General features: G+C 73.4%; 5 protein-coding genes. 4 read left to right on the top strand and 1 reads right to left on the bottom strand.

The features are described 5' to 3' along the window. Positions 1-426 precede the first annotated feature (426 nt). Positions 427-3,276, bottom strand: coding sequence for an AfsR/SARP family transcriptional regulator (locus ACERZO_RS01130; protein WP_372660223.1), 2,850 nt, complete (start codon positions 3,274-3,276; stop codon positions 427-429). Positions 3,277-3,406: 130 nt separating this feature from the next. On the opposite strand from ACERZO_RS01130, the gene ACERZO_RS01125 reads away from it, so the two are divergent. The 4 genes from ACERZO_RS01125 to ACERZO_RS01110 are packed head-to-tail and all read left to right on the top strand — an operon-like array spanning position 3,407 to position 14,443. Further along, entirely contained in the window at positions 3,407-5,965 is a 2,559-nt protein-coding gene (locus ACERZO_RS01125; protein WP_372660221.1) for a hypothetical protein, read from the top strand. Continuing rightward, a complete protein-coding gene (locus ACERZO_RS01120; protein ID WP_372660219.1) occupies positions 5,962-10,557 on the top strand; it encodes a DUF6603 domain-containing protein in 4,596 nt (1,531 codons plus the stop codon). Before ACERZO_RS01125 ends, ACERZO_RS01120 begins: the two co-directional genes overlap by 4 nt. Further along, positions 10,554-12,512: a S8 family serine peptidase gene (locus tag ACERZO_RS01115; RefSeq protein ID WP_372660217.1), complete on the top strand. Its 1,959-nt coding sequence runs from the start codon at positions 10,554-10,556 to the stop codon at positions 12,510-12,512. The genes ACERZO_RS01120 and ACERZO_RS01115 overlap by 4 nt, the downstream gene beginning before the upstream one ends. Beyond that, positions 12,509-14,443, top strand: a complete 1,935-nt coding sequence (locus ACERZO_RS01110) for a S8 family serine peptidase (RefSeq protein WP_372660215.1) — start codon at positions 12,509-12,511, stop codon at positions 14,441-14,443. Before ACERZO_RS01115 ends, ACERZO_RS01110 begins: the two co-directional genes overlap by 4 nt. The last annotated feature ends 12 nt before the right edge of the window (positions 14,444-14,455 follow it).

Here is a 14,455-nt window from a genome sequence, read left to right as displayed (position 1 = left end):
GTCGCCGAGGCCGCCGCGGGCGGCGAGCACCGCTTCGCCCGCCGCGAGACCGTGGGTCCTGACCGGTTGCGCTACCGAAATTCGCTACCTCGCGTACGCACCCTTCGGCGGCAAGCCGGGCGCGAACCGGATTGCCGGCGTTCCGGCGCCTCGCGGACGGCCGGGGCCTCACCGGTCGGCAGGTCGTGCTCGCGTGGCCGACATCGCTCGGGGCGATCCCGATCGTCGGCACCGGCCGGCCGGCCGGCCCACATCACGCAGGCGGCGGCGTCCGTCGAGCTGACCCCGGCGGAACCGGAACCGCTCACGGCGACCGCACGCCCGGCACCGCCGTAGCGCGGGAGATCAGCGACTCCCCGGTGGCGACTCGAGGCATGGGACCATGCGTGACACCCGCGGCGGCGTTCTTCACCCCGGGCCGGCGGCTCACCCCGCGCGGACCGGCCCCGGATCGCCGGTCCGGGCCAGTCTCGCCTCGACCTCCAGCGCGGCCTCGTCCAGGTGCTGGGCCCGGTACAGCGCCGCGGCCCGCCGCCAGGCCGCCCGGGCGCGGCCGAGGTCGCCGAGGCGCTGGTGCTCGTCGCCCGTCGCGGTGTGGGTGGCCGCCTGCCGGTAGGTGTTGTCCAGCCGGTGCCAGAGGTCCTGGGCCCGTTCGTAGTGGCGCAGGGCCGCGGCGCTGTCGCCGGTGCGCGCGGCGATCGCGGCGAGGTTGTCCAGGCTGTCCGCCTGGCCGTAGACGTCGCCCTGCTCCCGGCAGCGAGCCAGCGCGGACTCGCAGTACTCGCGCGCCCGGTCGTGGTGGCCCAGCCGGGTGTGGCAGGCGCCCATCATGCTGAGCGCCCGGGTTTCCCACTTCTCGTCGCCGACGTCGCGGTAGAGGTCCCGCGCGCTGGTGATGTGGGTGAGCGCGCGCTCGTCGTCGTCCTGGTGGGTCCAGGCGAGCGCCAGCACGAAGTGGGCACCGGCCTGCCCGAGCGTGTCGCCGACGCGCTCGGACAGCGCGAGCGACCGGTTCAGGTGGCGCAGTGCCTCCTCCTGCCGGCCGAGCGGGGCGTAGACCAGGCCGAGCCGCCGGTGCGCGCGGGCCTGGACCCCGAGGTTCCCCAGCCGTTCGGCCGCGGCCAGGCCCGCGCGCCAGGCGTCGATGTTCTCGTGCAGGTGACCGCGCCGGTAGTGGAAGTTGTCCAGCGTCCAGGCCAGCTGCCAGACCGCCGTGTCCCACTTGGCGTTCCCCGCCGCCACCCGCGCGGCCACCACGCACCGGTGGTGGGTGTCGAACCACGCCATCGCCGCGGCGTCGTCGGGCAACGCGACCGGGACGCACCCCGCGGCCGGCGGCTCGAGGTCGATGGGCGGGTGCTGCTGGTCGAGCAGGCGGCTGGCCGCGTAGGCGGTGTGGAGGTAGAAGTCGACGACCCGGCGCAGGGCCCCGGCCCGGGCGCCCTCCGGTTCCTCGGCGAGCGCGACGTCGCGCGCGTGCCGGCGGACCAGATCGTGGAGCCGGTAGCGGCCGGTGAGCGGCTGCTGCACGAGGTGGTCGTCGACGAGGCTCTCCAGCAGCTCGTTCGCCTCCGCGCGCGTGACGCCGGCGAGGGCGGCCGCGGCCGGGACGTCGATCTCCGGGCCGGGGTGCACCCCGAGCAACCGGAACATCCGCCGCCGCGGCTCGTCGAGCCGTTCGTAGGACAGCGCGAACGCGGCCGCGACGCTGCGGTCCCCCACCGCCAGCTCGGCGAGCGTGGAGCAGGCCTCCCCCAGCCGGTCGGCCAGGTACCGGACGGTCCACGCGGGCCGCGAGCGCAGCCGCGCGGCGGCGATGCGGATCGCCAGCGGCAGGTGGCCGCACCGCTCGACGACGTCGCGGACCGCGCCGGGCTCGGCGGCCGCCCGCTCGTCGCCGACGACGCCGGCGAACAACGCGACCGCGTCGGCCACCGGCAGCACGTCCAGCGACAGGGTGCGCGCGGACTCGAGGTCGACCAGCCGGCGCCGGCTGGTGATCAGCGTCAGGCTCCGCGCGGTGCCGGGGAGCAGCGGCCGGACCTGCGCGGCGTCGGCGGCGTTGTCCAGCAGGACGAGCACCGAGCGCGCCGCCAGCTCCGAGCGCCACGCCGCGGCGCGCGCGTCGAGGTCGGCGGGGATCCGCTCGCCCGGCACGCCCAGCGCCCGCAGCAGCACGTCCAGCGCGGCCGCCGGCGCGATCGGCGGCTGGCCCGGGGTGTGGCCGTGCAGGTCGATGAACAGCTGCGCGTCGGGGTAGCGCTCGGCCAGCCGGTGCGCGGCGTGCACCGCCAAGGTCGTCTTGCCGACGCCCGCCATGCCGTCCAGCGCCTCGATGACCATGGCCAGCGGAGCCGCGTCGAGCCCGCTGACGAGCAACCGGTCCAGCTCGGCACCGCGGCCCGCGAAGTCGGCGATGTCGCCCGGCAGGTCGCTGCGCACCGCCCGGGGCGGCCCGGCGCGGACGGCCACGGGAGCGGCGGGCGCTTCGAGCCGGCGGTCGTTCGCCAGCACCCGCCGGTGCACCTCGACGAGCCGCGGCGACGGGTCCAGGCCGAATCGTTCGACAAGCACGGTGCGTGCCCGGGCGAACGTGTCGAGTGCGTCGGCCTGCCTGCCCGCCCGGTACAGCGCGGTCATCAGCTGGCCCCACAGCCGCTCGTGCCCGGGATGGCGCTCGGTGAGGCCGGTGAGCTCCTCCACCAGGTCCGGGCCCGCGCCGGTGGTGAGCTCGGCGTCGACGCGGTCCTCGATCGCGCCGAGCCGCAGCCCGTGCAGCCGGGTCGCCTCGGCCCGCAGCTGCGGAACTTCGGCGAATTCGGCGTAGGCGTCCCCACGCCACACCGCGAGCGCGGCGGTCAGGTGCCCGGCCGCGACCGCCGGCTCGGCCGGCAGGGCCCGCCTGCCCGCCGCGACCAGCCGCTCGAACCGGGCGGCGTCGACCGCGTCGGGAGGCGGTTGCAGCAGGTACCCTGCCGGGTGGGTGGTGATCAGCTCGTCCGCCGGCACCAGGGAGTGCCGCAGCCGGGACACGTAGCTGCGCACGGTCCGGTGCGCGTCGCGGGGCGCCTCCGCGGCCCACAGCGCGTCGACCAGCGTGGCCACCGAGATCACGTGCCCGGCGTTCGCCGTGAGCAGCGCGAGGAGCGTCCGGATGCGGAACCCGCCGAGCTCCAGAGCCCGGTCGCGCACCCGCAGTTCGAAGGGGCCCAGCACCTGGAACCGCGGCCCGTCCGCGTCGTCGGCGTCCGGTTCGCGCGCAGAATCCGTTCTCACGCCCTACAGGTGAACCGGCCGCCCCGCCAGATACGCCGGAGCAGCTTCGTCAAGCTGTCGACGGTTTGTGGACGAGTTGTCGACCGTCTCGGCAACAGTGGGCCGGGCAACCGAACCGCCCGGGGGAACCATGACCATCGTCCGGCTGAAGTGGGCCGACACCGCCGCGACCGACCTGCACCTGACGCCCGGCCTCTCGTCGCCGGAGCTCGTCCGGCTCCTGCGGGTCGACGACCTCACCGGCGAGACGCTCACGCAGGACCAGCCCTTGCCGGCGAGCGCCACGGTGACGTTCACGCCGCAGCTGAAGGTCGGCGACGACCACGGCATCGAGCTGACCGCCGCCGGGGAGGTCACCGTCAAGACGCTCGCCCTGCGCGGGCATTCCTTCCTCCTCCGGGTCTCGCTCGACCAGGACCCGGCCATCACCACCCGCATCCGGATCCACGTGCACGAAAAGCTTTCCTCGCTGTGGCTCACCCCGTCGAAGCTGACCGTGCGCCAGGGATCCGGCCAGGCGCGGTTCTCCGTGCTCGGCCGGTTCGACCAGGTGCTCGACGGGACCGTGGTCGTCGCCGACGGGGTCATCGGCGACATCACCAACTGGTCGCCGTTCCGGACGCCGGACGCGAACGAGCTCACCTACGTCCGCCTCGCGCACACGACCACCGCCGCACTCACCTGGTCGGCGACCGGCGGCCCGATCACCGCCGACCCCCGGACCGGGGTGCTCACCGCGCCGGCCGAATCGGGTCCCGACACCAAGGTGACCGCCACGGCCGCCGGGCTGCACGCCGACGGCACCGCCGTCAGCGCCCCGTCCTGGTCGACCCACGTGCGGCTCGCGCACCTCGGCGGCCCCGGCGTCAAGCAGGTCGACACCGTGCCGAACATCCTCTTCCTGCCCGACGGCTTCCAGGACACCGAAGCCGACCAGGCGCAGTACAACCGGCTCGTCGGCATCGTCAAGGACCGGCTGGAGAGCCGGCCCCACACCCGGCCGTTCGCCGCCCTCACCGGCCGCGTCAACTACTGGCGGGGCTGGGTGCCCTCGCCCGACGCGGGGGTCACGGTGCTCGACGAGCTCGACCCCAGCCCGGCTCCGGGACAGCTGCCGACGACGGCGTCGCCGCTGCCCCTGCCGAGCGCGGCCCGCCCGGCCGCCGGCTGGTCGCTCGCCGACGTCGTCAACGCCATCGGCCTGCCGAACCCGGACGACTACCCCGTCGGCACCACGGTGGAGAGCAAGATCGGCTTCCTGCAGAGCGCCTACGGCGACTCCATCACCGCGGACCTGCTGCGGCCGCGGTTCACCCAGTGGGTCGGCCTCAACGACCGGTTGCTGCTCAACGAGCGGGACACCGCGTTCCACATGGCGTTCAGCGAGCGGCCGTCGGCCGACGCGAACCTCCTCGAGCAGTACGTCTCGACGAACCCCCGCCGGGTTTCCGACAACGACTTCAACAAGTTCCTCGACGCCCTGCGGGGCGAGGACGACGACGTCCTCCCGGCCGGGCTGTGGACGACCGGCAAGGACCGCAACCGGGTGATCGTGCTCTGCCGGTCCTCCCGGCGCGCCGGGCTCGCCGCGCGCCGCAGGGTGAGCGACACCTCGACCGGGATCACCATCGGCGTGAGCATGGCCGCCCGCCCGTTCCACCAGGTGCGGCCGAACGACCGGGGCGACGGGTTCGACCTGAAGCCGGACGACATCCCGACCGACGTCTTCTACGCCGTCTGGCTGACCGTCGCCCACGAGCTCGGGCACTCCTTCGGCCTCGGCGACGAGTACGGCGGGCGGACCGCCGCGCCGACACCGCTCAAGATCCGCCAGGTGCGCGGCACCCCCAACGTCCAGGACCGCGGCTCGCTCACCGCGGACGGGACCCCCGACGCCCTGATCGACGTCGGCAAGATCAAGTGGGCGGACTGGCCGCGGATCGCCAAGGCCGGCTTGCTGCAGAACGGGCTGACCCCGCCGGTCGGCGGCCGGTTCACCGTCGACCTCGTCGACGTCAGGGCGAGCCGGCTGCGGACCGACGACATCGTCATGTTCCGCCGCCGCCCGCTGGCCACGGCCGGCAAGCCGTCGAACATCTGCAAGGTCCTCGCGGTCGACGTGCCCGCGAACCGGGTGTTCGTCGCGCCGCTGCTGGGCGGCACCGTCGACCCGGCGGCGTTCCCGGCCGGGAGCATCCTGCTCGCCTACGTCCGCGAACCCGACCCGGACTTCGCCCACGACAAGTTCGGCGGCGTGCTGACCCTGGCGGACCCGGCCGTGCTGCAGCGCATCGCCGAAACGCAGAACCCGCTGAACGCCCAGCCGCGACCGGGCGAAGCCGATCCACCGAACGACGCCGAGGGCCGGCCCTGCGCCAACGTCCGGCTGCCGGTGCCGACGTTCGCGACCAACTTCCCGCACCGCGCGGCGCCGAACCCGCCCGCGGCCTCGTACTGGACGATCGGGCTCTACGAGAACGGCAGCGAGCACAACTGCGGGGTCTACCGCCCGACCGGCACCTGCGTGATGAACCGCGAGTTCTTCGTGGACCCGAAGACGAAAACCGTGAAGCTGTCCGACTTCTGCATCATCTGCCGCTATGCGTTCGTCGACAACGCCGACCCGACCCTGCACGGCGCGGTGGAGGCGGACTTCCGCGAGCGCTACGGGAAGCGGGGCGCGCGATGACCGGCCCCACCGGCGATCGCGGCACCCTGGGCCTGCTCGCCCACCACCTCGTCGAGGCCGTCCGGCCCCTCGAGGACGCGTTCTCGGACGCGGCCGCCTTCACGACGCTGATGCGCCAGCTCGGCTGGCAGGTACCCGGCCTGCCGCCGTCCTACCCCGCCGTCGCGGCGGCGGTCACCCGGGCCGTCAACGCGCTGGAACTGCTCGCCGACGGCGCCGGAGCCGAAGAGATCCTCACCGTCGTCGGCAAAGCCGGGGACGTCTACCGGGCGATCTCGGCGCTGACCCAGGCTCCGGCCGGGATCGACCCCGCGGTGTTCCTCCCCGGGCTGGCGCGCCGGCTCTTCGAGTACCTGCTGGGCCGGCAGCTGCTGGCCGAGGCGCCCGGCTGGTACGCCGCGCTCGAGGCGCTCGGGATCATCGCGCCCGAGTTCCAGCCGGCCTCCGCGGGCCGCGCCGACCACGTGCGCGTCCGCTTCGACTGGGACCGGATCCCCGCGCTCCTGTCCGACCCGTCGGCGGTGCCCGCCGCGGTCTACGGCTGGGGCACGCCGGACCTGGCGTTCGGCAAGCTCGCCGAACTGCTCGCCGGGCTCGTCGCGGGCCTCGGCCTGCCGGTGACGCTCGACGAGCTGTCCGACGACGAAATCGCGCCCCTGCACCCCGGCGCGGCCGGGCCACCGGCCGGAAGCGCCGGCCAGGGGCTGACCCTGCAGCTCGGCGAACTCCCCCTGCCCGACGGGACAGTGGCGCCGATCGGGCTCCAGCTCACCGGGCTGCCGGCCGACGGCGGCGCGCTGCCCGGGATGATCCTGCTGCCGCAGGTGCCCGACGGCGTCGACGCGGCCGTGCCGCTCGGCGGCGACTGGACGCTCGTCGTGCGCGCCGGCACCGATCTGGACCAGCAGCTCGCCGTGTTCGCCCGGCCGGGCGACGTCGGCGTGCGCTACCCCGGCGCGCCCGGCCGGCCGCTGCCGAGCGCCGGGTTCGGGGTGTCGCTCGAGTTCGCCCCGGAGACCGCCGTCCGGTTGTTCGGCCAGCCCGGGCAGACCCGCCTCGAACTCACCGGCGCCACCCTCGAAGCGGCCGTCGACGTGCGGGGCGGCGAACCCGAAGTGGGCTTCCGCGCCGCCCTCGACGGCCTGGCGCTCGTCGTCAGCGCCGCCGGGTCGGACGGGTTCCTCGCGACCGTGCTGGGCGACGACGAGCTGCGGGTGGTGATCCCGGCCGAACTCGCGTGGTCGAGCCGCTCCGGCCTGCGGTTCACCACGCGGGCCGGGATCGAAGTGACCGTCAGCCCGAACCTGGACCTCGGGTTCGTGCACGTCGACCGCGTCACCCTGGCGCTGACCGGCGACGCGACGGCCCTGGCGGCCCGCGCGCAAGCGGCGTTCTCGGGCACCTTCGGCCCGTTTTCCTACGTGGTCGACGGGTTCGGGGTCGAGCTGCCGGTCACCTTCGCCGACGGCAACGCCGGCCCGTTCGACGTCGGGCTGGACGTCACGCCGCCGACCGGGGTCGGGCTGGCGGTGGACGCGGGCGCGATCTCCGGCGGCGGGTTCCTCTCCTTCGACGCCGGCCGCGGGGAGTACGCCGGCGCGCTGGAGCTGGAACTGGCGGATTTCCTGGCGGTCAAGGCGATCGGGGTGATCACGACCCGGCAGCCGGACGGGTCCCGCGGGTTCTCGCTGCTGATCGTGCTGACCGCCGAGTTCGGCACCGGCCTGCAGCTGGGGGCGGGCTTCACGCTGCTGGCCGTCGGCGGGCTCGTCGGGCTGAACCGCGGGATGAACCTGGCGGCGCTGGTCGAGGGCGTCCGCACCGGCGCGATCGAGTCGGTCGCCTTCCCGGAGGACGTCATCGCCAACGCGCCGCGGATCCTGTCCGACCTGGCGCGGTTCTTCCCGCCGGAAGAGGGCACGTTCCTGATCGGGCCGATGGCGAAGATCGGCTGGGGCACGCCGACTCTCGTGAGCATCTCCCTCGGGGTGATCATCGAAATCCCCGGCAACATCGCCGTGCTCGGCGTCCTCAAGGCCGCGCTCCCGAACGCCGACAAGCCGCTCCTGGTCGTGCAGGCGCAGTTCGTCGGCGCGCTCGAACTCGACAAGTCCCGGCTGTGGTTCTTCGCGAAGCTCTTCGACAGCCGCATTCTCACCATGACCATCGACGGCGGCATGGGCGTCCTCGTCGCGTGGGGCGACAACCCCGACCTCATCCTCACTGTCGGCGGATTCCACCCCGCCTACCGGCCGCCGCCGCTGCCGTTCCCGATCCCCGACCGGCTCTCGGTCGACATCCTCAACCGCAACAACCAGCTCATCCGGGTTTCCGGGTACTTCGCCGTCACCAGCAACACCGTCCAATTCGGCGCGAAAGCCGAACTACGCCTGGGGTTCAGCGCCTTCCGCGTCGAAGGCCACTTGGGATTCGACGCACTGTTCCAGCTGTCCCCGTTCCGGTTCGCGATCCACATCGGTGCCCACGTGACGTTGCGAGCGTTCGGCGTCGGCGCCTTCGGCATCGACCTCGACTTCCAGCTCGAAGGGCCGGCCCCTTGGCGAGCCCACGGCAAAGGGTCGATCGGCTTCCTCTTCTTCTCCATCTCCGCCAACTTCGACATCACCTGGGGCGAAGACCGCGACACCACCTTGCCGCCCGTCGCTGTCCTTCCGTTGCTGGCCAACGAAATCGGCAAGACCGAAGGCTGGGAGACCCGGCTGCCCTCGGGTGGGAACCGGGTGCTGGTCACCCTCCGGGACCTGCCCGACACGGGCGAACTCGTCCTGCACCCCCTCGGCACGCTGTTCGTCCGGCAACGCGCGCTGCCGCTGAACGTCCGGCTCGACCGCGTCGGCGGGCAGAAAGCCGGGGACGGCAAGCGGTTCACCGTCGCCCCCGTCGACAACACCGGCCTCGAACGGGTCTCGGACACCGGCGACCGGTTCGCGATGGGACAGTTCCAGACCCTCTCCGACGCGGCCGCCCTCTCGCGGCCGTCCTACGAAACCCAGGACTCCGGGCTCGAACTGACCGCCGGCACCGCCCTCGCCACGGCCCGGGTCGTCCGCCGCAGCGCCCGCTACGAACTGCACGTCATCGACAGCGCCGCCACCACCCCGCGCGCGACCCGGCTAGCCGCGCCGCAGAAAAGCTTCCACAGCGTCAGCGGACCGGTCTTCGACGAACTGACCAAGGGCAGCAGCACCAGCCGCGCCGCGCTGTCGGCCCGCCAGGCCGCCCAGAAGCAGCCGTTCGCGGCCGCCGACGCCGTGCGCGTCACCGAACAGCGGTTCGTGGTCGCCTACCGCAAGAGCAACCGGCAGGCCTTCCCACCCGGTTCGCCGGGACGGCGGATGCACGCGGCCACGTTCCGCAGCCGGACCACGGCGGAGGACGCGCTGGCCGGCTTCGTCACCGCGGACCGGACCCTGGACGGCCTGCTCCACGTGATCCCGGTGGCGGAGGCGGCGGTGTCCCCGGCCGCGTCCGGGACGTGGGCCGACGCCGGGCCGCTGCCGGTGCCCGCGGCCGATAGTGACCTGGTCACGCTCGCCGACGGCCGCGTGCTGCTGGCCGGCGGCACCGGCCCGGACGGGACGCCGCTCGCCGCCACGGCGTTGTTCGACCCGACCGCCGACGCGTGGTCGGCCGGGCCGGCCCTGGCGACCGGACGCCGGCGGCACACCACGACCCGGCTCGGCACCGGCCGCGTGCTCGCCCTCGGCGGGCACTCCGGCACCGAGGTGCTCGCCTCGGCCGAGGTCTTCGACCCCGCCGCCGGCGCCTGGGCGTTCGCGCCGGCGATGAGCACGGCCCGTCACGGCCACGCGGCGACCGCGCTGCGCGACGGGCGGATCCTCGTCACCGGCGGCAGCGGGGTCCGGCCCGGGCAGGAGGACGGCGCGCTCGCCTCGGCCGAGCTGTTCCACCCGGCCACCGGGACCTGGACCGCGGCCGCCCCGATGGGCGACGCCCGCACCGGGCACCAGGCGGTCGTCCTCGACGACGGCCGGGTCCTCGTCGTCGGCGGCGCCGTCCCCACCGGCAACGGCCGGGAAGAAGCACTGGCCCACTGCGAGCTGTACGACCCGGACGACGACGAGTGGACCCCCGCCGGAAGCCTTTCCCAGGCGAGAAAAGGCCACCAGGCGACCGTGCTGCCCACCGGGCGGGTGCTCGTCACCGGCGGCGACCCGGTCGTCGCGGCCGACGGCACCGCCGACCCGCACAGCCTGGCCACCGCCGAGCTGTTCGACCTGGGCACGCGCAAGTGGTCCGCCGCGGCGGCCATGCCCGGCGGGCGTGCCCGCCACCGGAGCCTGCTCCTGCGCTCGGAACTCGTCCTCGTGCTCGGCGGGACCGGCGCACCCGAAGCGACGGCCGGCTACCGGTCCGTCCTCGCCTACGACCACCTCGACGACTCATGGTCCACAGTGGACGGTCTGGTCACCGGCCGGTCCGGTTTCGGTGTCGTGGAACTGGCGGACGACCGGGTCCTGGTCGCCGGCGGGGTCGCGAGCGCGGGCGCGGCAGCCGAAAGTCCCGACGCCGGCATCCCGGCCCGACGCAGTGAGGTGCTCATCCCGTGACCCATTCCCAGGATTTCCGCCTGCTGATCGGCCCGGAGCCGTTCGACCCGGTCGACGTGGCCCCCGGCGTGCTCGCGGCCGGCAAGAAGGCGACGGTCGTCCAGTTCACCGCCGCGCTGACCGAGCCCGACGTCGGCCGCCTGAAGAGCGCGTACGGCCTGGTCCTCGACCGGTTCATCCCGAACCTGGCCTACCTCGAACGCCTCGACGACGAGACCGTCGCCCGGGTGCGGGCCGACTTCCTCGTCCGGTCGTGCACCGCGCTGGACCCGGCGCTGAAGCTCGCGCCGTGGATCCCCGCGACCGGCACCCCGCTCCAGCTGATCGTGACGCTGTTCGACGACACGGACCTCCCCGCCGCGCGGACGGCGCTGACCGCGGCCGGCGCCCGGGACGTCCAGGTCCTCGACAACCGGGAGATCGGCGCCCACCCCGTCGCGCGGTGCGCGCTCGACGACCGGACGGCGCTGCCGCTCCTCGCGGCCGTCGACGACGTCGTCTGGGTGGAGCCGGAGCAGGCCGCCGTGAACTTCAACGTGGAAGCGGCGCAGACGATCCAGTCCGGCGGGGTCGGCGTGCACGGCGGCACCATCTGGGACCAGGGCCTGCACGGCGAAGGCCAGGTGATCGGCGTCATCGAGAAGGACGGCACGATCGACCTGAACCACTGCTTCTTCGCCGACACCCCGGTGAACGTGCCCGGCCCGAAGCACCGCAAGGTCCTGCGGCTGTTCAAGAAGGACGGCGCCGAGGTCAGCGAGCACAGCATGTTCGTCGCGGGCATCGCGGTGGGCAACTCGCTCGACAAGGACGGCACCCACGAGCACCGCGGCGGCGCGTGGGCGGCCAAGCTCGTCTTCCGCACCCGCGACAACCACCTGCTGAACATGCTGGAGGACGCGAAGAACGAGGGCGCCACGATCCACAACACCAGCTGGGGCGTCGAACAGCCCTTCTACGACAAGACCGCGCGGGACGCGGACGACTTCAGCTTCCGCAACGAGGACCACGTGGTCGTCGGCGCCTCTTCACCCTTCCACGGCACGAACGAGAACAAGCCGCCCGGGATCGCCAAGAACGCCCTCTGCGTCGCGGCGGCCGAAGCGTTTCCCCTCGAGATGAACTTCGGTGACGGGCAGCCCGGACCGACCGTCCCCGACCGCCGCCGCAAGCCCGATCTCATCGCCGTGGGCGGTGGCATCAGCTCGGCGTTGCTCAACCCCACGCCGAACTCGGGACCCTATTGCCTGACCGGTCCGCCGCAGGTGTTCGGCGCGACCGCCTCGAGCTGGGCGGCGCCGAACGCGGCGGCCGCGGCCGCGCTCGTGCGCCAGTACTTCACCGAGGGCTACTACCCCCGCGGCACGAGGCTGGGCAGCCGGGTGTTCTTCCCGACCGGTGCGCTGATCCGGGCGGTGCTGCTCAACTCCACCGTCGACATGACCGGTACCGGTCTCCCCGGTGCCGGCCTCACCGGCTACCCCACGAACCTCGAGGGCTGGGGACTCATCCGGCTCGACCGCACCCTGTTCTTCCCCGGCAGCCCTCGCAAGCTGTTCGTGAACGACGTGCGGCACGCCGCCGGCCTGACGCAGGGCCGGCAGGTGACCCGGCCGGTGACCGTCGAAAGCCCGGCCGAACCGCTCAAGATCACGCTGGTGTGGACGGACGTCCCGCCGGCCGAGTCCCTGCACACCCTGCCCTCGCGCAACGCCGTCCGGCTGGACGTGGAGGACCCCGCGGGGGTCCGGTACCTCGGCAACGACATCGACCGGGCCACCGGGTTCTCCCGGCCGTTCGCGCCCGCCACGTCCGCCGGGGCGGACCTGCGCAACAACGTCCAGATGGTCATCGTCGAACGGCCGCCGGCCGGCACCTGGCGGATCTCGCTCCACGGCGACCTGGTCTTCGGGCAGCAAGGTTACGCACTCGTCGTGACGGGAGCCCTGAAATGACCGACTTCCGCGTGTGGATCGGCCCGGCCCCGTTCGACCCCGCCGACGTGCGGGTGCCGATGGCCCTCGCGCCGGCCAAGAGGGCGACGCTGGTGCAGTTCCGGGCGTCCCTGAACGAGCCCGACGCCGCCCGGCTGAAAGCCGCGTACGGGCTGCGCCTCGACCGGTTCGTGCCGAACTTCTCGTTCCTCGAACGGCTCGACGACGACACCGCGGCGCGGGTGCGCGCCGACTTCCTGGTGCGCACGTGCGTCCCGCTCGACCCGGCGTTGAAGCTCGCCTCCTGGATCCCGGCCGGCACCACCCCGCTCGCCCTGATCGCGACCCTGTTCGACGACGCGGACCCCGCTGCCGTCACCGCCGCGTTGACCGCACTCGGCGCGCGCGACGTCGTGCTCACCGACAACCGGTCCTTCGGCGGCAGCCGGTACGCCGACTTCACCCTCGACGACCGGGCCGAGCTGCCTCAGGTCGCGGCGGTCGACGACGTGGTCCTGATCGAGCCGGTCCCGGAGCGCGAGGTCACCGACGTCCCCGCGGCCCAGGTCTTCCAGTCCGGCGTCGCCGGCCTGAACGCCACCCCGATCTGGGACCACGGCCTGCACGGCGAAGGCCAGGTCGTCGGGCTCATCGACCAGGGCCACCTCGACCTCAACCACTGCTTCTTCAACGACCCCGCGGAAACCAAGGCCGGCGAAGACCACCGCAAGGTGCTCGGCATGTTCGACCAGAACACCCCGGACGTCAGCGAGCACTTCATGTTCGTCGCGGGCATCCTCGCCGGCAACCCGCTCGACAAGAACGGTACCCACGAGCACCGCGGCGGCGCGTGGGCGGCGAAGCTCGTCTGCCGCAGCATCGACGACCTGTTCCCGCCGATCGGGCTCAAGATGGAGGGCATCCTCCAGCGGGGCAAGGAACTCGGGGCGTTCGTCCACACCAACAGCTGGGCCGGCCTCATCCCGCTGTACAACACCGACGCCGTCGGCGCGGACGCGTTCAGCTTCGGCAACGAGGACCACGTGGTGATCGCCGCCGCGGCGAACACCAACGACCGCGGCGCCGGCAACGGCGCGCCCGGGATCGCGAAGAACGTGCTGTGCGTGGCCGCGTCCCAAGGTCCGCCCGACCAGATGAGCTTCGGCAGCGGGAAGCCGGGGCCGACCACCGACGGGCGCCGCAAACCCGATCTCGTGGCGGTCGGCAACGGCATCCAGTCCGCGTCCCTGAAGCGGAACTCGACCGCGCTCTACTGCGACACCGGGCCCTACTTCAAGAACCCGGACCTGGCGGCCACCAGCTGGGCGACCCCCAACGCGGCGGCCGCGGCCACCCTGGTGCGCCAGTACTTCACCGAGGGGTTCTACCCCCACGGCGAACGACGGGCCGACCGCCGGATCACGCCGACCGGCGCCCTGATCCGGGCGGTGCTGCTCAACTCGACCACCAACCTCACCGGCGTCGCGGGCTACCCGTCCGACCGCGAGGGCTGGGGGCAGATCCAGCTCGACCGCGCCCTCGTCTTCAAGGACGGCCGCCGGCGCCGGCTGCTGGTGAACGACGTCCGCAACAGTGCCGGGCTGTCGCTGAACACGAGCGCCTCGCAGCGCTTCTTCGTCGGCGACGACCACGAGCAGCTCAAGATCACGCTCGTGTGGACGGATCCGCCCGCGGCCGCGCTTTCGACCCAGCCCTCGCGCAACGTCCTCAAGCTGACGGCCCAGGACGCGCTGGGGGTCAAGTACCTGGGCAACGACTTCGACACCGCAGCCGGCGTGTCCCGCGAAGGCGGGACCGGCCCCCAGGACCGGCTCAACAACGTCCAGATGATCGTCGTCGACCGGCCGTTCACCGGACCGTGGACCATCACCGTCAGCGGGACCGTCGTCTTCGCCAAGCAGGGTTACGCCCTGGTCGTGACGGGCGCCTGACATGAACTCCAG

The sequence above is a fragment of the Amycolatopsis kentuckyensis genome, from assembly GCF_041679295.1.
Lineage (GTDB): Bacteria > Actinomycetota > Actinomycetes > Mycobacteriales > Pseudonocardiaceae > Amycolatopsis > Amycolatopsis kentuckyensis_A.
The sequence above is the reverse complement of the archived record's forward strand: the minus strand, read 5'-3'. Positions and strand labels throughout refer to the sequence as shown.